The sequence below is a fragment of the Limosilactobacillus agrestimuris genome (genome assembly GCF_943193105.1).
Taxonomy (GTDB): domain Bacteria; phylum Bacillota; class Bacilli; order Lactobacillales; family Lactobacillaceae; genus Limosilactobacillus; species Limosilactobacillus agrestimuris.
This window is the reverse complement of sequence record NZ_CALPCW010000003.1, coordinates 85,706-110,466: the sequence shown is the minus strand read 5'-3', so window position 1 is coordinate 110,466 and position 24,761 is coordinate 85,706. Positions and strand designations below refer to the sequence as shown.

The 24,761-nt window shown below is 39.6% G+C and carries 20 protein-coding genes and 1 pseudogene; 7 read left to right on the top strand and 14 right to left on the bottom strand.

Annotated elements, in window-relative coordinates; translation table 11 throughout:
* Positions 1 to 3 precede the first annotated feature (3 nt).
* Complete coding sequence (locus NFR46_RS03315) at positions 4 to 2,880, bottom strand: helicase C-terminal domain-containing protein (RefSeq protein WP_251574678.1); 2,877 nt, start codon at positions 2,878 to 2,880, stop codon at positions 4 to 6.
* Between the two features lie 159 nt (positions 2,881 to 3,039).
* Here NFR46_RS03315 and mvk point away from each other — a divergent pair, with 159 nt between their 5' ends.
* The 6 genes from mvk to NFR46_RS03285 all read left to right on the top strand — a co-directional run bounded on the left by mvk (position 3,040) and on the right by NFR46_RS03285 (position 8,457).
* Positions 3,040 to 3,990 (top strand): mevalonate kinase, encoded by a 951-nt coding sequence (gene mvk, locus NFR46_RS03310; protein WP_277612845.1) that lies wholly within the window; start codon positions 3,040 to 3,042, stop codon positions 3,988 to 3,990.
* Complete coding sequence (gene mvaD / locus NFR46_RS03305) at positions 3,990 to 4,961, top strand: diphosphomevalonate decarboxylase (protein ID WP_251574676.1); 972 nt, start codon at positions 3,990 to 3,992, stop codon at positions 4,959 to 4,961. The genes mvk and mvaD overlap by 1 nt, the downstream gene beginning before the upstream one ends.
* Before the next feature lie 25 nt (positions 4,962 to 4,986).
* Positions 4,987 to 6,105: a phosphomevalonate kinase gene (locus tag NFR46_RS03300; protein ID WP_251574673.1), complete on the top strand. Its 1,119-nt coding sequence runs from the start codon at positions 4,987 to 4,989 to the stop codon at positions 6,103 to 6,105.
* A gap of 110 nt (positions 6,106 to 6,215) precedes the next feature.
* Complete coding sequence (fni, locus tag NFR46_RS03295; RefSeq protein ID WP_251574666.1) at positions 6,216 to 7,253, top strand: type 2 isopentenyl-diphosphate Delta-isomerase; 1,038 nt, start codon at positions 6,216 to 6,218, stop codon at positions 7,251 to 7,253.
* A 14-nt stretch (positions 7,254 to 7,267) separates the two neighbouring features.
* Positions 7,268 to 7,756 (top strand): DUF1440 domain-containing protein, encoded by a 489-nt coding sequence (locus tag NFR46_RS03290; RefSeq protein WP_251574664.1) that lies wholly within the window; start codon positions 7,268 to 7,270, stop codon positions 7,754 to 7,756.
* Positions 7,757 to 7,770: 14 nt separating this feature from the next.
* Positions 7,771 to 8,457 carry a YjjG family noncanonical pyrimidine nucleotidase gene (locus tag NFR46_RS03285; protein WP_251574663.1) on the top strand — a complete coding sequence of 229 codons (687 nt, stop codon included), beginning with the start codon at positions 7,771 to 7,773 and terminating at the stop codon, positions 8,455 to 8,457.
* 61 nt (positions 8,458 to 8,518) lie between these two features.
* On the opposite strand, the pseudogene NFR46_RS03280 reads toward NFR46_RS03285, so the two are convergent.
* The 8 genes and pseudogenes from NFR46_RS03280 to NFR46_RS03245 form a co-directional block, all read right to left on the bottom strand.
* Positions 8,519 to 9,769: pseudogene (locus NFR46_RS03280) on the bottom strand (ISL3 family transposase).
* A 181-nt stretch (positions 9,770 to 9,950) separates the two neighbouring features.
* Positions 9,951 to 10,922, bottom strand: a complete 972-nt coding sequence (locus NFR46_RS03275; protein WP_251574661.1) for an L-lactate dehydrogenase — start codon at positions 10,920 to 10,922, stop codon at positions 9,951 to 9,953.
* 30 nt (positions 10,923 to 10,952) lie between these two features.
* Positions 10,953 to 11,693, bottom strand: coding sequence for an LrgB family protein (locus tag NFR46_RS03270; RefSeq protein WP_182581543.1), 741 nt, complete (start codon positions 11,691 to 11,693; stop codon positions 10,953 to 10,955).
* 15 nt (positions 11,694 to 11,708) lie between these two features.
* A complete protein-coding gene (locus NFR46_RS03265; protein WP_191683779.1) occupies positions 11,709 to 12,113 on the bottom strand; it encodes a CidA/LrgA family protein in 405 nt (134 codons plus the stop codon).
* 390 nt (positions 12,114 to 12,503) lie between these two features.
* A complete protein-coding gene (locus NFR46_RS03260; RefSeq protein WP_251574659.1) occupies positions 12,504 to 13,232 on the bottom strand; it encodes a LytR/AlgR family response regulator transcription factor in 729 nt (242 codons plus the stop codon).
* The gene (locus NFR46_RS03255; protein ID WP_251574658.1) at positions 13,210 to 14,979 is read right to left on the bottom strand and encodes a sensor histidine kinase; all 1,770 of its coding nucleotides are present in this window, start codon (positions 14,977 to 14,979) and stop codon (positions 13,210 to 13,212) included. The genes NFR46_RS03260 and NFR46_RS03255 overlap by 23 nt, the downstream gene beginning before the upstream one ends.
* Positions 14,980 to 14,996: 17 nt before the next feature.
* Positions 14,997 to 15,863, bottom strand: a complete 867-nt coding sequence (locus tag NFR46_RS03250) for an SPFH domain-containing protein (RefSeq protein ID WP_251574657.1) — start codon at positions 15,861 to 15,863, stop codon at positions 14,997 to 14,999.
* A gap of 14 nt (positions 15,864 to 15,877) precedes the next feature.
* Positions 15,878 to 17,251: an RsmF rRNA methyltransferase first C-terminal domain-containing protein gene (locus NFR46_RS03245; protein ID WP_251574831.1), complete on the bottom strand. Its 1,374-nt coding sequence runs from the start codon at positions 17,249 to 17,251 to the stop codon at positions 15,878 to 15,880.
* A gap of 165 nt (positions 17,252 to 17,416) precedes the next feature.
* Between NFR46_RS03245 and NFR46_RS03240 the strand changes: the two genes are divergently transcribed.
* The gene (locus NFR46_RS03240; protein ID WP_251574656.1) at positions 17,417 to 18,226 is read left to right on the top strand and encodes a Cof-type HAD-IIB family hydrolase; all 810 of its coding nucleotides are present in this window, start codon (positions 17,417 to 17,419) and stop codon (positions 18,224 to 18,226) included.
* Positions 18,227 to 18,301: 75 nt separating this feature from the next.
* On the opposite strand, the gene NFR46_RS03235 is transcribed toward NFR46_RS03240, so the two are convergent.
* The 5 genes from NFR46_RS03235 to grpE form a co-directional block, all read right to left on the bottom strand.
* Entirely contained in the window at positions 18,302 to 18,550 is a 249-nt protein-coding gene (locus NFR46_RS03235; protein ID WP_251574655.1) for a cytochrome b5 domain-containing protein, read from the bottom strand.
* A 469-nt stretch (positions 18,551 to 19,019) separates the two neighbouring features.
* Positions 19,020 to 20,855, bottom strand: a complete 1,836-nt coding sequence (lepA, locus tag NFR46_RS03230; protein WP_251574830.1) for a translation elongation factor 4 — start codon at positions 20,853 to 20,855, stop codon at positions 19,020 to 19,022.
* 157 nt (positions 20,856 to 21,012) lie between these two features.
* Positions 21,013 to 22,167 carry a molecular chaperone DnaJ gene (dnaJ, locus tag NFR46_RS03225; RefSeq protein WP_251574654.1) on the bottom strand — a complete coding sequence of 385 codons (1,155 nt, stop codon included), beginning with the start codon at positions 22,165 to 22,167 and terminating at the stop codon, positions 21,013 to 21,015.
* 121 nt (positions 22,168 to 22,288) lie between these two features.
* A complete protein-coding gene (gene dnaK / locus NFR46_RS03220) occupies positions 22,289 to 24,160 on the bottom strand; it encodes a molecular chaperone DnaK (RefSeq protein WP_251574651.1) in 1,872 nt (623 codons plus the stop codon).
* A 21-nt stretch (positions 24,161 to 24,181) separates the two neighbouring features.
* The gene (gene grpE / locus NFR46_RS03215) at positions 24,182 to 24,754 is read right to left on the bottom strand and encodes a nucleotide exchange factor GrpE (RefSeq protein ID WP_251574642.1); all 573 of its coding nucleotides are present in this window, start codon (positions 24,752 to 24,754) and stop codon (positions 24,182 to 24,184) included.
* Positions 24,755 to 24,761: the final 7 nt, after the last annotated feature.

The window sequence follows — 24,761 nt, the reverse complement described above, 5'->3', positions numbered from 1 at the left end:
AAATTATACCAGAAATTTCTTGCTTTCGTTATTTGTCCGCTGCTTTTTTAAAAAAATTTTGGTACTTTCCACTACTTTAGCTGTTGGCAATTCCTCCACCGGCAAACCCTTAGGCAGATTCTTTAACATTGAATATCCGTATCGCCGAGTACTAATCCTTGAATCAAGAATTACGCCAACTCCAAAGTCTTCAGGGGTTCGCAATAGTCGACCAATTCCTTGTTGAAGTCTCATCGTTGCTTTAGGAAGTGAAGAATGATAAAAAGGATTTTTACCTTCACGTTTCAGCAAGTCATTATAAGCCCGATTCATAATCTCATCTGGTGAATCAAATGGCAAACGAGTAACAATCAATAACTCCAAATTATTCTTAGGCAAGTCAATTCCTTCCCAAAAACTAGATGCACCAAGTAAAATTGAACTTGTCCCACTCGCAAACTGTTTTAAAAGTTTTTCTCGTCGCCCGGTAATTCCCTGTGCCAAAATATCGCGTTGATTAAACAGATCAGTTTCTTTAAGTTGACTATAAACCTGTTCAATCGTTACCAGTGAATTGAAAAGAATCATCGTTTGACATTCGTTATCTTTGCATAGATCGTAAATTGTTTGGGCAAGATAGTGAATATATTCTTCATTATTGGTTCGGTTAGGGGTAGGTGCATCTTTAGCAATCAATAACTTTGCCCTTTCTGCATAGTTAAATGGTGAAGCAAATCGCTTTTGAAGTGTCTGGGACCTCTCTAAATCTAATTGCTCGTACAAGTAATTTGAACGACTTGAAGTAAAGAGGGTCGCACCAACGAATAACGGTTGAGCAAAGTATGGATAAACGTTCTCCGTTAAAAAGTGGTTAGCTGTCAAAAGACCACCACTGAGTTTCATTGAGCTATGTTCAGTGGATTGTTGAACAGTAAGCCAAAAAGCGGCTGAACTTCCTCGCTCTTCAAGAGTTCCAATAAATTGATGAAGCTTATTATCGGCATCAGCAAGAACCAACCATTGACTTTGGAACTGACTCATTAAATACCGATCACTAAAGAGCCACCGATCAGCCTGCTGTTCAAAAAGATGCCGTAATGCTACAAAGTGAAGCTGGATACTTGCTAGGGCCTGTTCTAATTGCATTATTGGCTTACTAGTTGGCGTTAATAATGATAAGAGTTGTTGGTTATTCAATGGCTGTTCAATCAATTCATTAGGGTTACTTTGGATATTAAGCATAAACTGACGGTAGAGTGCTTGTTGAAAGGCATCATTGGCCTCATTCAGGGCACATAAATCATCCCTTAGTAATTCAACATTATATGAGCCAAGAGCATGCTCTTCAAAAATATTTGTCAGATTACGTTCCTGATTGTTACTAACCAAATTCTCCAAAACATGAATTACAGTTCGGATATTTTGGAAGTCAAGGGTCTGGCGCGACCGACGAAGAATACTTTCACTTAAATGCTGAGCCTCATCAACTATTAAGTAAGGTCGACGAGTACCATCCCCTAACTCTTGAGCATGGTCAACTAAGTAGGAATGGTTAGTAATGATCACATTTGCCGTATGCAATTGTTTTTGCCGACGAATTAAGAAGTCGTCTTTATAAAATTCATTATCCTCACGCAGAGTTTTTACTCCCTGATGGCGGATCTCTGCAAAATAAGGAGAGCGTTGAGCATTTAAATTCAGTTCATCCAGGTCGCCACTAGTCGTCCCCAATAACCATACAAGGATCTTTGCCTTGATTAATTGAACATAGTCAGAGTCTTCGATAATACTTAGTGAATGAACAAACTTAGCAAGGTCAAGGTAATGAGAATTTCCCTTCACCACAACCCCATTTAATTCAAACGGAAGAATACGGTTTAATTGTTTCATTGCCTTCTGAGCAATCTGTTGCTGCAAAAGATTAGTAGCAGTACTTACAACAATTTTTTTATTAGGATATGCCACATAAGCTAATGGAAGAAGGTAACCAAGTGTTTTTCCGGTTCCGGTACCAGCTTCAACAATCATTGACTTAGGTGCATCGTGAGTATAGTTATTATAAATGCTATTCATCATCTTCGACTGGGTAGGCCGAAATTTCAACATTTCTTCATATAATTTTAGTTTAGCCCGCTTAGTTGATGGGTAACGAACATTCACGACTTTACCTTGACTTGTTGCCGGGCGAACCTTATGGAGAACGATTCCGTGACTGACGTATAGATCATCAGATAATGGCAAAGGATTAGTTACCCGTAGTTCCAACTCTTTATTGAGGATCATCGTCGTTTGCTGAGGTAAATTTAATTTAAGCTCAACCAACTTTTCAAGAGTTAAAGTTGGTAATTCCCGTAACCGTTTCATCAAGTCAACTAATAAGTGGGCAGTAGCCTCAGCATCCGAAACCGCGCTGTGGGGATGATCGTGTTCAATGGACAATGAACTAGTCAGATCCCGTAAGCGGTAACTCTTTGCAGTAGGCATGAGGATTTGACTCAAAGTTACCGTATCAATTGCTTCAATTGACAAAGAAGGGTAGCCCGCTCGTTCTAACTCTGCGTTCAAAAACGGAAAATCAAAATTAACATTATGGGCAACAAAAATCGTTCCACTTAGAAGACTATAGAGTGTTCCCGCAACATCGTCAAAAAGCGGTGCATGACGGACATCACTATTCTTGATTCCAGTTAATTGTGTAATCTGTCGTGGAATAGTCGTCTGCGGATTAATTTTGGTTTCAAAATGATTAATGATTTCGCCATCTTGAACAAGGATACAACCAACCTGGATAATTCGGTCGCCATGATTAACACTTGTCCCGGTTGTCTCCAAATCAACGACTGAATATATTGGTCCGCGAGTATTCTTTCCTTTTTGCCGGCGTTTTATCGTTGTTGACAAAATATCACCATGTTTCGTTATTTATTCGATCAAAGTTCTGTTATTATGATACACCATTCGTTTTTTAAATTATAGTAACAATTGCCGCAGTCCTTTGGCAAATCAATAAATTTACGCTATTATTAATAATGGTATTTTACGAAGAAAGTAGGTTTTGATGTGAAAGAACAAGGAATCGGTCACAGTCATGCCAAAATAATCCTAATGGGCGAGCACAGCGTTGTCTACGGTGAACCAGCAATTGCCCTTCCTCTCCCTGACATTACATTAACAGTAACTATTGATCGTGCAGATAAGGGTGGTCACCAAATTAAAAGCCGTTATTTTACGGGACCATTAAACAAGTTACCGGAAAAAATGGCGGGAGTTCAACGATTGATCTCTTCACTAATGCATCGTTTTAATGGTGAAAGCGACCAATGGGTAATGACAATTGAAAGCCAATTACCGGCAGAACGAGGTATGGGATCATCTGCAGCAACAGCGATCGCAATCGTTCGTGCCTTTTTTGATTTATACGAAGAACAATTAAGCCGCGAATTACTGCTACAACTTGCTGATATTGAAGAAAAAGTAACCCACCGAAGTCCATCTGGTTTGGACGCCGCAACCGTCAGTTCAACTTCTCCCCTCTACTTTATCAAAGGTAAAGAAGGAGTCGCCTTAAAAATGAACCTCCATGCGACTATGGTAATCGCTGATACAGGAATTAAGGGAGCAACTAAAGAAGCGATTGATGCGGTTAAAAATGAATTAAAGACCAATCACGATAGTGCACAAACCCATATTAACCACCTTGGTAAATTGGTCAATTTAACAAGGGATTACCTAAAGAACGACGAAAGTATGAGTTTAGGAATCGCCTTAAATAGTGCCCAAAACGATTTAAAAGCATTAAAAGTAAGCGAACCACACCTTGAAAATTTAATCGTTACTGCTAATCGTAATGGTGCATTAGGCGCCAAATTAACGGGTGGTGGTCGCGGTGGCTGTATGTTTGCACTTACTAAGACTGCTCTTGGTGCCCGAAAACTAGCAGGAATTTTAAAAGATAGTGGTGCTCAACAGGTATGGTTACAACCACTTGGGGATACGGAGGAAAGCAATTAATGATTACTGCGCGTGCACATACTAACATCGCATTAGTTAAGTACTGGGGGAAAAAGGACCAAAAATTGATCATTCCGCAAACGGATAGTCTTTCACTAACGCTAAACGAATTTTATGCTGATACCAGTGTAGAATTTCGGGATGACCTAACTGCGGATCATATTGAAATTGATGGCCATGTAGTTACTGGTCATGTAGCTGACAAAGTCATTAATTTCCTTAATATTATCAGGAAAATGAGCGAAAAAAACAGCTATGCTAATGTCATTTCCACTAACCACGTTCCAGTCTCGGCAGGATTAGCTTCTTCTGCTTCAGCATTTGCAGCATTGGCAACCGCTGCCAGTAAAGCTGCTGGACTGGAACTGGATCGCCGTGATCTTTCCCGTTTAGCTCGCCGAGGCTCTGGATCAGCCACGCGCTCCATTTATGGGGGGCTTGTTGAGTGGCATCGAGGAACGGATGATCTCACCTCCTTTGCGGAACCAATTATGGAAAATGTTGATTTTGGAATTGAAATGATTGCACTCCTCCTTAATACTTCCAAAAAGAAAGTTTCAAGTCGGCAAGGGATGCAATCAAGTGTTGAAACATCGCCCTATTATCCTGCATGGCATAAAGTAGTTGCTCATGACATGGTAGCAATGAAAAAAGCTATCAATAATCAAGACATCGACCAAATTGGTCATATTGCTGAGGAAAATGCCTTGCGGATGCATGCACTCACCCTTTCTGCTGATCCAGGATACACTTACTTTAACGGTGAGACCATTCGTGCAATCCAAGCAATTAATGACTTGCGCTCTCAAGGAATTAGTTGTTACTATACTATGGATGCTGGTCCGAACGTAAAGGTAATTTATGACCGAAAGAATCGTTCAAAAATCATTGAATACTTGGGGAAGCTTTTTGGTCAAGAAAAGCTTATCGTATCAAAACCTGGACCAGGGGTAAAAATTATTAGTAAATAGGATTTGATTGAGAGGTTATGTAAGATTGATTACTGAAAAAGCACCTGGCAAACTTTATATTGCCGGTGAATATGCTGTTGTTGAAAATGGTTATCCAGCGATTTTAGTAGCACTGGATCAATTTGTTACCTGTTCAATTGAGGAAAGCGCCGCAGAAGTTGGTCGAATTATCAGCCGCCAATACCATAACAACGCTTTACAATGGCACCGCCTTGGAGAACAAATGGTTGTCGATAATCGTGACAACCCATTTTCGTATATTCTATCTGCAATTAAGGTAACTGAAGAATACGCACGGGCCTTCGCTCGTGAATTACGAATTTTTGATCTTCATATCGATAGTCAACTTGATAGTGAATCTGGAAAGAAGTACGGGCTTGGTTCGTCGGCTGCCGTTACCGTTGCCACGGTTAAGGCCCTTTGCCGTTTTTACAACCTTCCAGTAACAAAAGATGAAATTTTTAAGTTAGCTGCCATTGCCCACTTTGAAGTTCAGGGAAACGGTTCACTGGGTGATGTTGCCGCTTCTGTTTACGGTGGTTGGATCGCTTACCATTCATTTGATCGCCAATGGCTCGCCCAACAAAGAAAGTACCTTGATTTGCGAACTCTTATTGACCTTCCTTGGCCCGATTTAAAAATTGAGTCACTAAAGGCGCCAAGCAACCTCCAACTTCTTATCGGCTGGACTGGAAAACCTGCCTCTACTTCACAGTTGGTAGATAAAATCTCACTATTTAAGGCACGTCAGCAAAAAGAATATCACCAATTCCTAGAAGAAAGTAAGCACTGTATTCAACGGATGGTTGACGGTTTCCATAATGCTGACTTAGAGGCAATTAAAAATGAAATCCGTTATAATCGTGAGTTACTAAAACAATTAGGAACTAATTCCGGTGTTCACATTGAAACCCCAATCCTTAACAAGCTTTGTCAAATAGCTGAAGATTTTGGCGGTGCAGCTAAAACATCAGGTGCCGGTGGTGGTGACTGTGGGATTGTCGCCATTGATCGAAACAGCAATTTCAAGCAAGTATTAACAGAATGGACAGCAAATAAAATTGAGCAATTACCCCTTTCTGTTCACTTTATTGAAAATATTAAGGGTGAAATCAAACACCGACTTATTAAAAAAGGACAATAAATACTAAAAGAGTATGATAATCGATCAATTGATCTAAAATCACACTCTTTTACTTTATAATGGAATTAAATAATTTTGTCGTCATTTTGACGATTTTAAGGAGAATAGTTATGGAATCAAATCATGCTCAACGCAAGAATGAACACCTTTCGTTGGCAACTAAACTTTACGATCAGGTCCATACTAATTCACTCGATAGTATGCAGATCATCCATCATAGTCTACCAGAAATTGCTCTAAAAGAGGTAACAACAGCCACAAGTTGCGGAAGACTAAATTTCACCTCCCCCTTCTTTATTGAGGCAATGACTGGTGGTAGCCAAAATGCCTATCAGGTTAATCAGGAACTAGCAATTCTGGCAAAAAAGTACCAGCTTGCAATGGCCCTTGGTTCAGCTAGTATTACTTTTCACGATCCAGCTGCAAGAAAAAGTTTCTCTGTAGTTCGTGAAATAAATCCTAATGGTATTATCATTGCTAATTTGAGCGCCAAAGCAAATTTAGAACAAGCGCGGACCGTTATTGAGTTACTAAACGCTGATGCTTTAGAACTCCATATTAATACTACCCAGGAGCTAATTATGAATGACGGCGATCGTGACTTTCACTGGCTTGCAAACATTGAATCATTGACTAACCATCTCGATGTTCCAGTAATCGTAAAAGAAGTTGGCTTTGGAATGGACGCTGCAACGATTAATCAACTCCAATCAATTGGTGTCCAGTTAATTAATATTAGTGGTCGTGGAGGTACCAATTTTGCGGCGATTGAGGATCGGCGAAACCGCCACACTAATTTTAATTTTCTCAATAACTGGGGACAAACAACATTAGAATCCTTACTCGAGGCTCGTCAAGCCCGTAAAGAAACTACCCAAATTATTGCCTCCGGTGGTATCTGTTCACCGCTCGACGTTGTTAAAGCAGGAATTCTTAGTGCAAATGCCGTTGGAGTGGCTGGATACTTTCTTAATCTCCTTATTCGTAACGGTTTCGATGCTCTTGACAAGGAGATCAATAATTGGCAAACTACTCTTCCTCGTCTTCTTACCCTTCTCGGCTGTAGATCATTTAATGAATTAACCACAATTGATTTTGTTTTACATGGTAAAGAGTTAGAATATGCTCAACAACGCCATTTAATTTAAGGAGGTCTTTAATTATGAAGAAAAAAATTAATTGGCCAGTTACTATTGCTGCTGGTGTTGCTGGTGGGATAATTGGTGGTCTTGTTAAGCTCGGTTGGGAAAACATTTTACCACCCCGGACACCGGAAAGAGATCAAACTAACCCACCGCAAAAGCTCCTTCAGCAGTTAGGGATTCCTGCTAAGGTTACTCATTCAACATATTCCTACTCCGGTCACCAATTACCATGGGTAAGCTATTTGGTTCACTTCGGCTTTTCAACAGGATTTGGAGTTACCTATAGTATTGCTGGTCAACTTTTTCCATGGATTAAAGTCGGTCATGGGGTTCCATTCGGAATTGCTGTTTGGGATGCATTTCATGTTGAATTAATGCCCGCTTTAGGAACTATTCCAGCGGCTAAAGATCAACCACTGGAAGAACACGTTTCCGAAATTCTAGGGCATGCCGTTTGGATGTGGACAATTGATGAAATCATCCGTGGTATTAATAGTGAAGACTAACAGGAAAATCAAAAATGCCCTATTATAAAAATATTTTATTTGACCTTGATGATACTTTACTTGACTACGGAGCCGCTGAAGATCATGCTTTAAGACAGCTCTTTAGTGACTTTAACATTCCATTAACTGCTAACACTAAACGAACTTTTCAAAACTATAACGTTAATATGTGGCAGAGATATGAGCGAAACGAGCTTAGCTGGGATCAGTTAATGGACCACTTATTTGCTGACTACTTTAAGGTCTACCATAAGCTAAATGTCCCAGGGAGAAAGACAATCAAAACCTATCTCCACTACCTTAGCAATAACCATCAATTGGTACCCGGCACGCGAACTGTAATGCAGTATTTAAAAGAAAACAACTATAGTGTATACGCGGTCACTAATGGTCAAAAGCTAGTCCAAGATAAACGATTAAAAGATTCTCAACTTTTACAATACTTTAGTGGAATTTTTATTTCCCAAATTATTGGGTTCCAAAAGCCGAAAAAAGAAATGTTTGATTATGTATTAGCCAAAATTAATGGTCAGCAAACCAATACTCTGATGATTGGCGACTCATTAAGTTCAGATGTTCAAGGTGGCATTAACGCTCACCTTGATACCGTCTGGTTTAATCCCCATTCACTTCACAATCCTACACGGATAACACCAACCTTCGAAATTCACCGGTTAACTGAATTAAAAACAATTCTTTAAAAAGAAAGGCTCTTTGTCAAATCCTGTTGATATTGAGTTTTTGAATGGGAGAATCAAGTATTTATTTTGCTTGATTCTTCCTTTTCTTTATGGTCATTTGTTGTAACTTAATTCGAATAACTAAATTATGATAATTCCGTACTCCATACGACGTACGAATAATTTGTTTGATTTTGCGATTCACTCCTTCTAATGGGCCATTTGAATAATGGTATTTTGTAGCGTTCATAACTGCTTGAAGGTGCTCCTTAAAGGTACGATAGTTAGTTGATAAGGCTTCACAGACATCTTGGTCATCATTGATGATCTCTTTTAAACTCTGCCCATCATGTTCCTTGATTGCTTTACGAAATCCTTGTGTCGACCAGTAAGTGTTGGTTAATAATGGATTAGCCTGAATACCGTCTGTAATAATATGCTCTTCTGTTAACCGGTCACGTAAATAACGGTTATAAAAAAACTTTTTTTTCTAAATCATCATATGATTTTAGATATAGTTTCCAAGGTGATTTGAGTAAACGATAAGCCATTGAATGCTTCTCATAGCGCTTCATCGTTTGGATTCGTAACTGATTAAAACTACGGTTTACCATTTGCACAAGATAAAAACGATCAACGATAATTTGCGCTTTGGGAAATACTTTTCTGATAATGTCTGGATAATAGCTATTTAAGTCCACCGATACAGTTTTAACTCTTTGCCTAGTAAGGAGGGGGAATTTCTTAAAGTATTTAATAATCGTATTTTTATTATGATCCGGTAATATCTGTTGAATCTGGTGATTGTCGCTATCTAAGTAAATAAAATGCAGTTGGTGTCCGACACCCCTAAACTCATCAAAAGCTAAGCGTAATGGTAAATAATTAAAATTATGCCGGAAATATTCATCGAAAGCGTTTAGTTGTCTTTGTACCGTATTGGCAGAGATATTCGTTTCAGTTGCGATGCTAGTCATCGCCCGATCTTCAGTTAAGGCCATTTGCACTTTATGTTTTGCCTGATTAGAGATAAAGCAATACTTATTTACTAAAGTGGTACTAGCCATGGAATTTTGATGACAATCACGACAGATGACGCGTTGTTTATGTAAATCAATAATGACGGGGCGACTAGAGTCGGCACTAATGTAATGCACTTTTGAACGATAATGACCATTATGACAAATATTGATTGATCCACAATGAGGGCAAGCGGGTTAATTAACTCTGCTTCGTAAATCTTTTGTTGATTTTCATGATGAAAACCAGTAAAAATAATGTTTTGCTCTTTTATATCGAGACAAAATTTAATACTATTATCTAATAGGGACATAGTCATACACCTTATTTCTAATAATATGTTTGGTCGCAGATTTTTGAATACAAGGACTATGTCCTTTTTTGTATTCAAAAATCCCGTTAACAGGCTATCATAAAGATAACCTATCAACAGGATTTAGTGTATACCCAAAAGAAAAAGATGCGATGAAAATTCATCACATCTTTTTATATTACTACTTGATTAAATAGTTAACTAAACCAACTTTAGTCATACCATCAGTAACAACTTTCTTTAGAGCCTCAGATGACTTAGCCATCGCTTCACTCTCCCGTTCATTCAACGGAACTTCGATTACCTTTGAAATACCAGATGCATTAATTACAGCTGGAGTTCCTAGATAATTATCCTTAATACCATATTCACCATCGATATAAGCACCAACAGGTAATACAGCATTTTCATCCCGGAGAATTGCACGTGTAATTCTCATTAAGCAAGTTGCAACACCATATGCAGTAAAGCCTTTACGGTTGATGATTTCGTAAGCCTTATGACGTACATCATCTTCAATCTTTAGCAATTCATCATTACTGATACCCTTTTCTTCACAAATTTGAAGAAGAGGCTTGCCACCGACAGTTGCACTGGAATATGCAGCAAATTCTGAATCACCGTGTTCAGCCATAACATTAGCACTAATATCTAACGGACTAACGTCAAGCTTTTTAGCCAAAGCAATCCGAAGACGTGCTGAATCAAGTGAAGTACCAGATGAAATAACACGACTAGTAGGTAATCCAGAAATCTTTTGTACCGCGTAGGTCAAAATATCAACTGGATTGGTAGCTAACAAGAGAATGCCATCAAAACCAGTAGCCATAATACTCTTCGTAATTTGCTCCATAATCTTGAGGTTCTTCCCAACTAAGTCAAGACGGGTTTCGCCTGGCTTTTGAGCAGCACCAGCACAGATTACAACTAGGTCAGCATCTGCACAGGCATCATAATCAGCCTGGTAAACTTGTTTAGGAGCAGTAAAAACAGTTGCGTCTTCTAAATCGAGGGCGTCACCTTCTGCATGTTCCTTTGACAGGTTAACAATTGCTAATTCTTCAGCCAAGCCTTGTTGAACTAATGCATAGGCGTAAGCTGAACCAACTTGTCCGTCACCAACAAGAACAACTTTTTGATGATTTTTTGACATAATTCAGTTTCTCCTTAACGATTAATTAAATTACATGAATAAGTGAGCGTAGATTGGTACTAAGATATCCATAGCCAATGAAATAATCAAAACAGAAACACCGGCCATAGCACCTTGAACTTCACCAAGAGAAAGAGCCTTAACAGAACCAACGGTGTGCCCTGCAGAACCTAAACCTAAACCAGTAGCAACCGCAGAAATCTTCTTCAAGCCAAGAACCTTAATAAGGAATTCGGCCAATGCGTAAATAACAACGGCGTTAAGGATACATGCCATCGCAGTAACGGCTGGAACACCATGTACACCAGCAGCGATTGGCATGGCAACAGCAGTAGTTGCGGCTTGTGGCAACATTGATGCAGTTGAAGCAGCGGAAAGACCGAACAACTTACATACAAGGTTGATAAGGAACAATGAAATAAATCCACCAACGAAGCAGATTACGATGATATCGAACCAGTACTTCTTGAAAATGTTGTTAACACGGTAAACTGGAATAGCAAAGGCCATAGTAGCTGGGTTCAAGAACCAGAAAATCATGTTACCACCAGGAAGGTAGAACTTCTTGTAAACAGCAGCAGTAGTAGAACCAGTACCCTTAGCCCAAATTGCTAAGACAACGATACCAAGCACCATACCAACAAGTAATGGGTTAAAAAGGAAGAATCCATTACTAATCTTTGTTAACCACATACCAATTAGGTAAACAATTAATGAAATGAAGATACCAGTAAATGGTAATGCTAGATTTGTAACAATCGTATTAGCCATAATTATTGTGCCTCCCTAGTCTTCTTTAGTACCAGTGATCTTGTGGTGAATGCTCATAACAAGGGCACCAACGTAGGCAATAACAACAAGAATGATAATCGTAGCAATAATGATTACGATAACATCTTGAAGTCCTTCCTTCTTCATGATGTCAAGGTGAGCAGCTAATTGAATACCTGATGGAACGAACAGGAATGCAATTAGTCCGATCATAAAGTCACCAAACTTAGCAACTTGGTGAAGCTTAACAATGTGACATGCCAACAGAATGTAAAGCAATACCATACCAATTAAAGGAGTTGGTACAACAAAGCTCTTTGGAAAAAGATCAGAGATCAATTGAGAAACAAATAAAATAGCAGCAAAGATTCCCATTTGAACATAAATGTTGGAATCCTTAGGTTGTTTGTCCTTTTCCATAACTTATTCCCTCCCACAGAAATAAAAATAAATTTTGTTCGGCGCTGTTCTAAAGCGCCTCTTCAGTTATTTAATTTACACTTTTTTTTACGATTTGTGTTCGTTTTCACACTTAAATAGCCATATTTTAAGATGAAATGCCCTAGATAAGGGATGAAATGCCTTTAAAGCTTGTTAACCTATTTACAATTTCAAAAAACATATAATTACTTCTATTAAAATCATTCTTATCAAATGCTGGTATATCAATATAATTACTGTTAATTCCCCTTAAATATACTTGTACACTATTGATCGAATATTGATTTTTATTTTTCGGTTTAACAATTAAAAAAGAAAGAAGACCATGTAATTATTATCACGATCTTCTTCCTTTTTAGTAATCTAACTTCACTTTACTCCTAATGCTTGCTTCGTTGCGGAAACAAATGACCGACTTACAGGAATTTTACTTCCATCATCAAGAGTTAACTCATAAGTATGGTTAAAGCTTGGCTGTAATTCGTGTACCTTATTAAGGTTAACAACAAAGCCACGATGAACCCGAATAAACCTGTTTGGATCTAGCAAGCTAATCATGCTGTTTAACGTTTGTTTACTAATTATTTCTTGTTTCTCAGTATGAACAACCGCTTTTCCGTTTTGCGCTTGAACATAAAGAATATCTCGCTTTTGAATAACAATTGTTCGTTCATCATTAGTTAACGAAATTCGGGGGTTCTTCTGCTGAGGAGTAACTTCATTATTATACTGGTTATTATTCAATAACTTAGCAACCCGGTTTACCGCGTCATCAATTCGTTCCTGTTCAAACGGCTTTAAAACATAATCAATCGCATCAGCCTCAAAAGCATCCAAAGCATATTGATCATATGCCGTGGCGAAGACAATGTAAGGACCATCATCCATCTTCTTTAGTCTTTTAGCAAAAGCCATTCCACTACCATCATCTAATTGGATATCCAGAAAAATTAAATCAGGCCGATTCTTTTCAACCTCTTCTCGAGCTGAATTTATTCCATCAGCTTCATTAATCTCATCAATTAGGTCATTTTGCTCCAGTAAATAATGCAGTTCATCCCGCGCTAGTGGTTCATCATCCACAATTAAGACTTTCATTTACTTGTCCTCCCTTTTTAGTAAATGGAATGGATATCATAACAGTTGTTCCCTGCTCACTACTCTTAAAACGAAGGCAACTATCTTCTCCGTACAATCCAATTAACCGTTGATTCAAGTTATGCAATGCAGTTCCTGAACCATGCTCAGACGGTACGGCTTGGTGTCCAAGACGCTTTATTAGGTCAGGGGAAATTCCTTGACCATTATCTTTGACCGTAATTATTAATCGGTCATTTTGGTTATTAATGTTTACAATTACATGATTTCCTGTTTTTCGTTTTCCAAAAGCATGCTTTAACGCATTCTCAACTAAAACTTGAATTGTAAATGGCGGTAATAAGACATCATCACTAACGGTGCTATTTAGTTGAACATCATATTTATTCGGAAAACGGGTCATTTCTAAACTGAGGTAAGCATTAACTTGTTGACGCTCCTGCGTTAATGTTATCTGTGTCTCACGTGCACCAACAAGGTTTGAGCGGAAATACGTACTCAACTGAAGAAGAAGCTGCCGTGCCTTTTCACTATCCCGTCGCATTAATGCACTAATTGTATTAATGGCGTTAAAGAAGAAATGGGGATTTACTTGTGCCTGGAGTGATTTAATTTCAGCATCACGAACTAGTTTTGCCTGCATTTCCGCATTTCCTAAAGCAATTTGGTTAGCAAAAATTTCTCCTAACCCAGTTGCTAGTTGAATCTCAACTGGCGTCAATTTCCAACTATCCGTGTAATACATCTTTAATGTCCCAACAACACCATCTGCAACCCGGAGTGGGACAATAATCGCTGCCTGTAAAGGACAATCAATATGGGAACACCCTATTTCTTCTGCATTTCTTGCAACCTTTACCTGACCGCTTTGAATAACGGATTCGGACAAGGTTGTTACCATTGTCTTTCCTGAAATATGGTGATCGCTTCCTGCGCCGATATGAGCAAGAATTGTATTGCGATCAGTAATACTAATTGCATCAAAATTTGTGTACTTTTTAATAATGCGGACAACTTGCTGAGCTGATTTAAAGTTAAGACCATTTCTAAAATATGGCAACGTTTGATTGGTTAATTTTAAAACCGAGTGAGTTTGGGTTGCCCGAGTTTCCTCCTCTTGGCGAAGGTACATTGTAATAATCGAAATAAAAATTGACGTCCCTAAAGAACTAATCAAAATCATCGGAATTGCAATATAACGAACAAGGAGCCAACCAGTTGGACTAAAGAGGAAAACAAAAATCATCTGGATTGATTCCATTGATAACCCAACGATAAAGCTCCGCCACGGTGTCATAACAGTAAAGGAACTATTTTTATCCTTATATAGGTAACCTGAAAGGAGACCAATTAAAGTCGAACTTGGAATATAGAACCAAGCCTCACTGGCAAACCCGGCTTGAAATGCCCGGTGGAGCCCAGCGATTAAACCAACAGAGCCCCCTACCCAGGGGCCACCAATAATTCCCGCTGTCGTAACAGCAAGAATTCGCGCATTCACTACTGAATAATCATGCGATACGGCAGTTAGAATAACCTTATTATGTAATTCATTAGCTGGATCAATTTCAATCCCGGTAATATTCGCCATAATCGCAAAAAGCGAGAAAATTACCACTAATTGTAATTTTGCGGTAATCGTTTGGGCAAACAAGCACCGCCGAAATGCGGGAATATTAACAAGAAGGAAGGCACAAATAATAACAAAGCCGACCCGCTCGGTCATTAAAATTGTTAAATATAGCATGTGTTTTCTATCCCCGATTACTGTTGGGTTCCGGTATTAATTACCGGTTGGGTTCCCCGTTCACTAATAATCGCCACCATAATATTGTTGATAATTTGAAGGCGCTGTTCATCAGTTAACTCTAGATTTGCTTCTTTTGATAAGCGATCAATTGCATCCTCAGTAATTGATACAGCACCCTCAACAATAATTTTTCTTGCTGAAAGGATGGCAGATGACTGCTGTTTTTGCAGCATTGCACTAGCAATTTCGGTTGCATAAGCCAAGTGAGTCAACCGGGTTTCAATAATCTTAACCCCAGCAACGTTTAGCCGTTCCTGCAACTCACTTGCTAACCGATCTGAGACCTCGGTTGGGTTGCTCCGCAGAGTTAACGCGTTTTCATTTTCAAACGTGTCATATGGGTATTCACTGGCAACATGACGAATTGCTGATTCACTTTGGATTTGTACAAATTGTTCATAATCATCAACCGAAAACAGTGCCTTAGCGGTATCAACTACTTTAAAGACTATTACCGCTGCAATTTCAACTGGGTTCCCTTTAGAATCATTTACCTTAAGGATTTGACTATTAAAGTTCCGTACCCGAAGAGAAACGGGTTCTTTATCAGTAAACGGTACCGTCATAAACAAACCAGCATCACGAATAGTTCCTATATAATTACCAAAGAACGTTAATGCCTTAGCTTCGTTTGGTTGAATAATGGTTAAGCTACTTGCCAAAATTAAAATAAGAATAACTAAGATGATGCCAACGATCATTGTTAGTAGGTGTCCTAAGCGAAAGCCACTATATATCAGCCAGAAGCCAACCAAGCCTCCAAGGATTGCCACCAGTAGGCCAAGGTAACCATTAACATGAAATGCCTGTTTTTCCTTCATTTTATTTCATCTCCCTAAAACCGTAATCCCTTTGGGTAGAAGTTCTTAACTGTTCCTTGAACTAACTTACCAAAACCACAGGGATGGTTATCACAAATTAATAAGTACCACCCATTAGGTAACTGCCCCTTAATTGTAAAGGTATCACCATGAACATACTGACGCCACTGCTCTCTACTTATTTCTAGAGATTTTCTGGTATCCTCTGGTTTCAAAGCAAGCGCTAGGGCCAACGATGGTTCAAATCGTCGTTTTTTAAATGTTCCGAGATGCAAACCTGGACGAAGAATATTCAGGTCATCAATTTCACTAATCCCTGCTGGCAAATCATAAAGTTGCTCTCCAAACAAGATCAGTTTATTTGCCTTGTAATCTGGAATTACCATTTGCCGAAAATCATTAAACAATTGTTGTTGTTCCCTACTTAGGCCATACTTATTTTGCTGTCTCTTCTTTTTCCGTCCTTTTTTCTTTGAACTATCCACTACTGGTGCACTTCCATAACGGAACTTAGAAATGAAATGACCTTCTCCTTTAATATGGTGCGGAAATAACCGAATTGCCTTTGTTAGTTCAGGATTACCATCTGCCCATTCGGGACGGCCATGATCCATTCCCGGATATGCTTTAATTTCTTCCATCCGCATCTCGGGGTAATTTTTAAGAATCCAACTCGCATTCTGTTCATCTTCTTCAGGAGCAAACGTGCAAGTCGAATAAACCAGTACACCACCTGGCTTCAGCATCTTTACTGCCGAAGCAATAATTTTTCGTTGACGATTAGCACATTCCGCCGGGTAATCAGGATTCCAGTATTCAATCCCTGCTGGTTCCTTCCGAAACATTCCTTCTCCAGAACATGGAGCATCAATTAGGATTCGGTCAAAAAAGTGGGAAAAATGTTTTTCTAATTCTTCCGGACTTTCATTAGTAACTACGGTATGTCTAGTCCCCCACCGTTCTATATTTTCGGCTAAAACTTGTGCCCGTTTCCGGAAAATTTCGTTAGCAACTAGCAGTCCTTGGTCCTTCATCAATGAAATTAAATGGGTCGATTTCCCACCAGGTGCGGCACAAAGATCAAGTACCTTTTCACCCGGCTGCGGATCAACTACTTCACCGACATACATTGCCGATGGCTCCTGACTATATAGCCATCCCGTAACGTGATCAAGGGATTTTCCATTCACTTGCCCATAATACCCAGTCGGAACATAGGGAACTTTCCCCTCAGCCCTGTTGATTGTTTCCTGCGGAAGGCCATTCTTAAGTGGGTTAACTCGAAAGCCACTCACACTTTCCTCAGTACTTAACGCTTTCAAAAATACCGGAGCTTCTTCTCCTAACAATTGCTGGTATTTAGTTTTAAATGCACTTGGTAGCTGCATTTCTTTCATCACTCCATCAATTTAATCTTAATCAAATTATAACTTATTTTAGCCAGTTCCTAAACATTTCCCCAGCGCATTCTTGCATTTCATTTAACTTTTCCTTAATTCCAGGTATAATATTTAATTATTCGCAATGATAAATCAAAGGAAGTGACAACTTCAATGGATCAACACCTAATTGCCATCGACCTCGATGGAACAACATTAAATAATCAATCAAAATTAACTACCAAAACAATCAATACTTTACGGGCCGCGGCCAAGAACGGTCACATCGTTAGTATTATTACTGGGCGCCCTTACCGAATCGCTCAACATATTTATGACCAAATTGGCATTAAAACCCCAATGGTCAATTTTAATGGTGCCCTGACTCATATTCCTCACGAAAACTGGGATAAAGAATATGAAGTTGAATTAACTAAAGAATTAGCCCTTGATCTTCTGGAACATAAAGAAGAATTAGGGATTGATACAATCACTGTTGAAAGTAAGGAACGATTCTGGGCAAACCAGGCAACGGAAGATGTTCCCGAGTTTCTCCCAAACAGGCTCAAGCCAGAGCAACTTCTCAGTAAAAAGAACCTCAGTGATGACCCAATTGCAATGACAATTGAATACCAACCAGGAAGTAAAGAGCGGATCATCAAAGCCGTTAACGAAAAATACGGTGACTTTGTGGAACCACGAGTCTGGGGTGGCCCATACCATATTCTTGAGTTAATCCATCGCGGTACTCATAAGGAATCTGGTATGTTTTATATCGCTAAACAGTATGGGATCGACCGAACCCATATTATTGCTTTCGGTGATGAAAAAAACGATCAAGAAATGATTGATGCTGCTGGTCGTGGTGTCGCAATGAATAATGCCATTCCAGAAATCAAGTCAATTGCAGACGATGTAACCCCACTTGATAATGACCATAATGGTTTGGCTAGGTATCTCCAAGATTATTTAAAATTAGCCTAAATTCTATAATTAGACTTATAAATTAAAAAGGCCGATGAAAAGTAAAACTTCATCGACCTTTTTGTCTGTCAATTATTAGATTTCAGGATCGCCAGTAAACTTACCAACTAATGGTAAATCTTCAAGAACCCGCTTCATATGAAGTGAACGTTTAATTGCGGCACTCACATCATGCCCAGCCAAATTACCGTGGTGTTTCCCGTTACGCCAAGCAGGGATGTTACTAACATCATAAACCTTTCCCTCAACTGCGACATAGGCTGGGTTACCATCTTGGCCATTATACTTTGCAAGTTCTTCAGCGGAAAATGTCCTTGTAGTCATACTAAAATAGATCCTCCCGATACTCATTGTTAAATTTATTATAGCACTTTTAAATTCAACACTTACTATTGGTGATCATTAACAATACAATAATAATCTAAAAATTAATTTTACTTAAATAATGTTTATTTATACAACAAGTATCAAAAATTTTGTTATAATAAAAAAGAAGGTGATTCTGCAATCACTTTCGCTAAATACTTCTACTTGGGGATCACGATATGTCATGTTATCGCGGTCCTCAATTTTTTACTTAATTAAACCGTCTAAAAAGGTAACAATATAATACAACAAAATTGCAGCAATAATGAGGGAAAGAACATCCCAGAGCTGACGCCAAATATTTTTCTTCATTTCCTTGCCTCCCTCAAATCAATATTTCATATTATACACCAGATAACTTTTCCAATTACTATATTTCTATCCAAAATTAAAAATCGACATTCCCAAAATAAGGAACGTCGATTTTTTACTTCTCATCCACTTCTTCATCGGTCTTGAGGACAGCCATAAAGGCTTCTTGAGGAATATCAACTTTTCCAACAGCCTTCATCCGTTTCTTACCACGCTTCTGCTTTTCCAAAAGCTTGGCCCGTCGATCGGGATCACCGGTATGAATCCGTGCAGTAACATCTTTCCGGTAAGCCTTAATGTTTGTCCTGGCAATAATCTTTGAACCAATCGCAGCTTGGATTGGGATTTCAAAGTTTTGTCGGGGAATAATCTTCTTCAGCTTAGAAGTAATATCACGTCCTCGCTCTGCAGCAAAGTCCTTATGCGCGATAAAACTCAAGGCATCAACTTTATCCCCATTTAGGAGGATATCGATCTTCACTAACTTGCTTGGCTTATAATCGTCAATCTCATAATCAAGGGAAGCATAACCACGGGTCGAGCTCTTTAACTTGTCGAAAAAGTCAAAGATGATTTCGGACAACGGAATATGGTAAATCACGTTTACCCGAGTATCACTCAAGTATTCCATTGTTTCAAAGATTCCCCGTTTCCGTTGGCAAAGTTCCATTACCGGCCCAACATAATCGTTTGGCACCATAATAGAAGCCTTTACGTACGGTTCTTTAATATCTTTAATTGACGAAGCATCAGGCATTTCAGCTGGGTTTTCAACTTCTTTTGTTGTACCATCAGCAAGATCAACATGGTAAGTAACCGAAGGCGCAGTGGTAATCAAGTCGAGGTTAAATTCCCGTTCAAGCCGTTCTTGAATAACATCCATGTGTAATAATCCAAGGAACCCACACCGGAATCCAAAGCCAAGTGCTTGCGAAGATTCGGGTTCAAACGTTAAAGCGGCATCGTTTAACTGTAACTTTTCTAACGCATCCCGTAAATCGTTAAACTTCGCGTTATCGGTTGGGTAAAGTCCAGCATAAACCATTGGGGTCATTTGCCGGTACCCTTCCAGCGGCTTGTCAGTTGGGTTATCCGCATTTGTAACGGTATCACCAACCCGGGTATCCTTAATATCTTTAATTGCTGCGGTAATGTAACCAACATCTCCAGCCATCAAGACATCCCGGGCAAGTGGCTTTGGTGAGTTAATCCCAACTTCAGCAACTTCATATTCGGTCCCACTATTCATTAGGCGGATCTTATCGCCCTTTTTAACGGTTCCTTCAAATACCCGGACACTAAGAACAACACCACGGTAATCATCATATTTTGAATCAAAGATTAAGGCCTTCAAAGGTGCTTTCAAGTCACCAGTTGGTGCTGGCACTTTCTTGACGATTTCTTCTAGCACCTTATCAACGCCTAAACCGGTTTTAGCACTAACATCTAAGGCATCATTAGTATCCAAACCGATTTCGTCTTCAATTTGCTTCTTTGTTCCTTCAGGATCAGCTGATGGTAAGTCAATCTTATTGATTACTGGTAAAATTTCCAAATCATTATCCAAGGCCAGGTAAACATTTGCCAAGGTCTGTGCTTCGACCCCTTGTGTAGCATCGACAACGAGGATTGCCCCTTCACAAGCTGCCAAAGAACGCGAAACCTCATAGGAAAAGTCGACGTGTCCTGGAGTATCAATCAAGTGAAAAATATAATCCTGTCCATCCTTAGCATGGTAGGTTAAGGCAACGGCATTTAGCTTAATAGTAATCCCCCGTTCACGTTCCAGAGGCATATCATCAAGGATTTGATCCTTCATTTCGCGCTTACTAATTGAATCTGTCATTTCCAAGATCCGGTCAGCAAGTGTTGATTTCCCGTGATCAATGTGAGCCACAATCGAAAAGTTACGAATGTGCTTTTGCCGTTCTTTCATTTCATCAAAATCCATTGTCATGAATTAGTTCACTACTTTCTAAACTTGTAAAATAACTAGTACTAGTATACCAAAGACCGGAGTGGCTTGAAAAGTTAATCAAACCAGGACCTTTAAATACAATAAGCCAGTAATCCCGATTAACCACCGGAAATTACTAGCTTATTTTCATTTATTTATCTTCAAATGCGTCTCGGAGCTTGTCTAAGACAGTCTTCTTAACTCCCTTAACTTCTTCACCACTAGCAGCAGCGAATGCCATCATGGCCTCTTTTTGACGCTTGTTAAGGCTCTTTGGCGTATGAACATGGACAGTCACATGTTCATCACCGTTACCATTACCATTTAGGTGTGGGACACCCTTTCCACGGAGACGGAAGTTCGTTTCTGATTGGGTACCAGCAGGAATCTTCAAGTTAACGTCACCATGAACAGTCTTTACCTTCACCTCATCACCAAGTGCGGCTTGAGCAAATGAAATATCTTGATCAACATAGATTGTAGAACCATCTCGACGGAATTCACGACTTGGCGTTACCCGGAACACAATGTAAAGGTCACCATAAGGGCCACCATTTTCACCAGCATCTCCCTGGTGTTCCAAACGCATTTGTTGACCGTCATCAATCCCGGCAGGAACCTTAACTTCCAATTGGTGGCGTTCATGAACATGACCGGTACCATGACACTTAGTACACTGATCCTCTGGCTTAATAATCTTCCCGGTTCCGTGACATTCAGGACAAGTTGTTTGGGTCTGGATATTACCAAGTGGCGTCCGCCGTACGGTAAATACTGCCCCACTACCATGACAACGTGAACATGTCTCAGGAGACTTACCAGGCTTTGCACCAGTCCCGTGACAAACATCACATTGGGCATCCCGTTCATACTTGATCGTCGTGGTCTTGCCAAAAACAGCATCCATAAAGTCCAGAGTCATAGAATACTGTAAGTCACGGCCCTGACGAGGCGCCGTTGGATCGGCTTGACGACGACCACCGCCACCAAAGAATTGGCTAAAGATATCACCAAAGTCACCACCAGCAAAGTCGCCGTAGCCTTGTTGACCACCAAAGCCACCGAAACCGCCACCAGCACCAGCATTAGGACCAGCAGAACCAAATTGGTCATATTGAGCACGCTTCTGTGGATCACTCAAAACTTCATGTGCTTCATTAATTTTCTTAAACTTTTCTTCAGCACCAGGTTCGTGGTTAATATCTGGGTGGTATTTTGCGGCTAATTTCCGGTAAGCACGGTTAATTTCTTTTTCCGAAGCATCCTTTTTTACGCCTAGGATGTCGTAATAACTTTCTTCTGCCATACGGAGATCCTCCATTTTTATTGCTTGTTTAGTTATACCACAGGTGACAAACGAAAGTAAAAGCCAAAGTCCTCATCCCGGCCTTTGGCTTTTAACAATTGTTTACTAACGTACTCTGACGTTATTTCTTGTCATCTGGAGTAACATCCTTGAAGTCACCATCAACGGTCTTACCATCATCGGAACCAGAATTATTGTTATTTCCAGTAGCACCGTTGTTACCGGCAGCGCCAGTTTGACCGCCTTGAGCACCTTGAGCTTGTTGGTAAAGCTTTACACTAAGGTCTTGGATAACCTTGTTTAAGGCGTCCTTCTTTGCCTTCATGTCATCTAAGTTGCCGCTTTCCTTAGCCTTCTTCAAGTCGTCACGAGCACTTTCAGCCTTCTTGATATCTTCTTCAGGAACCTTACCCTTAACTTCATTTAGAGTCTTATCAACTTGGAAGAGTTCTTGGTCAACTTCGTTCTTCAAGTCGACTTCTTCCTTCTTCTTCTTATCGGCTGCTGCGTGTTCTTCAGCATCCTTCTTCATCCGTTCAATTTCTTCATCACTTAAGCCGGAATTAGACTTAATAGTGATGTTTTGCTTCTTGTGGGTTCCTTGATCTTCAGCAGAAACGTTAACAATCCCGTTCTTGTCGATATCAAAGGTAACCTTGATTTGAGGTACACCACGAGGAGCAGCAGGAATGTCTGTTAGTTGGAAGTTGCCTAAAGTCTTGTTATCTGCTGCCATTGGACGTTCACCTTGAAGGACGTGAATATCAACGGCTGATTGGTTATCAGCAGCAGTTGAGAAGATTTGACTCTTTGATGTTGGAATAGTAGTATTCCGGTCAATCAACTTGGTGAAGACACCACCCATGGTTTCGATACCAAGTGAAAGTGGAGTAACATCAAGCAAAACAACATCCTTAACATCACCAGTAAGGACACCACCTTGGATAGCAGCACCAAGAGCAACGGCTTCATCTGGGTTGATGGAGTGGTTAGGTTCCTTACCAGTTAATTCCTTAACCATTTCTTGAACAGCTGGAATACGAGTAGAACCACCATTAAGGATAACTTCATCGATATCATCAAAGGTCAAGTCAGCATCCTTTAAGGCATTCATAACGGGTTGCTTAGTCCGTTCAACCAAGTCATTAGTTAATTGATTAAATTGGGCACGACTCAAGGTCTTTTCAAGGTGTAGTGGACCATTTTCACCAGCAGAAATAAATGGCAAGCTGATTTGGGCTTCTTGAACACCAGACAAGTCTTTCTTTGCCTTTTCAGCAGCATCCTTCAAACGTTGAAGAGCCATCTTGTCCTTAGATAAGTCAACACCATTTTCTTCCTTAAAGCCTTCGATTAACCAATCCATGATCTTCTTATCGAAGTCATCACCACCAAGGTGAGTATCACCATTAGTTGAAAGTACTTGGAAGACACCGTCACCTAATTCAAGGATGGAAACATCAAAAGTACCACCACCAAGGTCATAAACAAGGATCTTTTCATCCTTGTCCTTCTTATCAAGACCATAAGCTAATGATGAAGCAGTTGGTTCGTTAATAATCCGCTTAACATCCAAGCCAGCGATCTTACCAGCATCCTTAGTTGCTTGACGTTGGGCATCATTGAAGTATGCAGGAACAGTAATAACTGCCTTATCAACAGTATCACCGATGTAATCTTCAGCATACTTCTTTAAGTATTGAAGAATCATTGCAGAAATTTCTTGTGGAGTGTACTTCTTACCGTCAACTTCAACGGTGTATCCTGCTTCACCCATGTGACTCTTGATTGATGAAATGGTGTTAGGGTTAGTAATCGCTTGACGCTTTGCAACTTCACCAACTTGAGTTTCACCATTCTTAAATGAGACAACAGATGGAGTTGTCCGACTACCTTCCGGATTTGTAATAATCTTTGGCTCGTTACCTTCCATAACGGCAACGGCGGAGTTAGTAGTACCTAAATCAATACCAATAATCTTGTTACTTGCCATTGTTTATTCCCTCTCTTATTTTTATTGTGCAACTACAACCATTGCGGGACGAAGAACCCGGTCCTTTAATTGATAGCCGGCCTGCAGTACTTTAACTACTGTTTCAGCCTTCTGATCACCTTCAACCGGAACAGTTTGCACTGCCTGGTGGAGGGTCGGATCAAACGGCTTACCGTCAGCCTCAATCTCCGTAATTCCATGATCCTTTAACGCACTAATCAAGTGATCGTGAACCATTTGGATCCCCTTCTTTAGCTGTTGACCATTTTTATCATGAACTTCAATTGTCAACGCCCGCTTAAGGTTATCTAAAACTGGTAAAACAGATTTTGCTAAATCTTGACCATCATACTTTAATAACTGAGCACGTTCTTTTTTAAAGTGAGTATTCATATTTTGAATCTCTGCTTCAGCTCGTAAGTATTGATCATCCTTATCACTTAATTGTTGCTGTAAATCTTTAACTTGGTCTTTTAATTTTGTTACTTGACTTTGTAACTCTTTAGCATCAAGTTTATCATTCTTTTCAGGAGCAGCACTCTTAGATGCTTGCTTTTCATCCTTACTTTGCTTTGCAGCTTTGTCTTCTGCCAATCGACTC

Excerpts from the sequence above, each read along its gene's own strand:
- mvaD (WP_251574676.1), top strand. The coding sequence starts at position 3,990 with ATGATTACTGCGCGTGCACATACTAACATCGCATTAGTTAAGTACTGG.
- fni (WP_251574666.1), top strand. The coding sequence starts at position 6,216 with ATGGAATCAAATCATGCTCAACGCAAGAATGAACACCTTTCGTTGGCA.
- NFR46_RS03290 (WP_251574664.1), top strand. The coding sequence starts at position 7,268 with ATGAAGAAAAAAATTAATTGGCCAGTTACTATTGCTGCTGGTGTTGCT.
- NFR46_RS03285 (WP_251574663.1), top strand. The coding sequence starts at position 7,771 with ATGCCCTATTATAAAAATATTTTATTTGACCTTGATGATACTTTACTT.
- NFR46_RS03275 (WP_251574661.1), bottom strand. The coding sequence starts at position 10,922 with ATGTCAAAAAATCATCAAAAAGTTGTTCTTGTTGGTGACGGACAAGTT.
- NFR46_RS03270 (WP_182581543.1), bottom strand. The coding sequence starts at position 11,693 with ATGGCTAATACGATTGTTACAAATCTAGCATTACCATTTACTGGTATC.
- NFR46_RS03265 (WP_191683779.1), bottom strand. The coding sequence starts at position 12,113 with ATGGAAAAGGACAAACAACCTAAGGATTCCAACATTTATGTTCAAATG.
- NFR46_RS03260 (WP_251574659.1), bottom strand. The coding sequence starts at position 13,232 with ATGAAAGTCTTAATTGTGGATGATGAACCACTAGCGCGGGATGAACTG.
- NFR46_RS03255 (WP_251574658.1), bottom strand. The coding sequence starts at position 14,979 with ATGCTATATTTAACAATTTTAATGACCGAGCGGGTCGGCTTTGTTATT.
- NFR46_RS03250 (WP_251574657.1), bottom strand. The coding sequence starts at position 15,863 with ATGAAGGAAAAACAGGCATTTCATGTTAATGGTTACCTTGGCCTACTG.
- NFR46_RS03245 (WP_251574831.1), bottom strand. The coding sequence starts at position 17,251 with ATGCAGCTACCAAGTGCATTTAAAACTAAATACCAGCAATTGTTAGGA.
- NFR46_RS03240 (WP_251574656.1), top strand. The coding sequence starts at position 17,417 with ATGGATCAACACCTAATTGCCATCGACCTCGATGGAACAACATTAAAT.
- NFR46_RS03235 (WP_251574655.1), bottom strand. The coding sequence starts at position 18,550 with ATGACTACAAGGACATTTTCCGCTGAAGAACTTGCAAAGTATAATGGC.
- lepA (WP_251574830.1), bottom strand. The coding sequence starts at position 20,855 with ATGGATTTTGATGAAATGAAAGAACGGCAAAAGCACATTCGTAACTTT.
- dnaJ (WP_251574654.1), bottom strand. The coding sequence starts at position 22,167 with ATGGCAGAAGAAAGTTATTACGACATCCTAGGCGTAAAAAAGGATGCT.
- dnaK (WP_251574651.1), bottom strand. The coding sequence starts at position 24,160 with ATGGCAAGTAACAAGATTATTGGTATTGATTTAGGTACTACTAACTCC.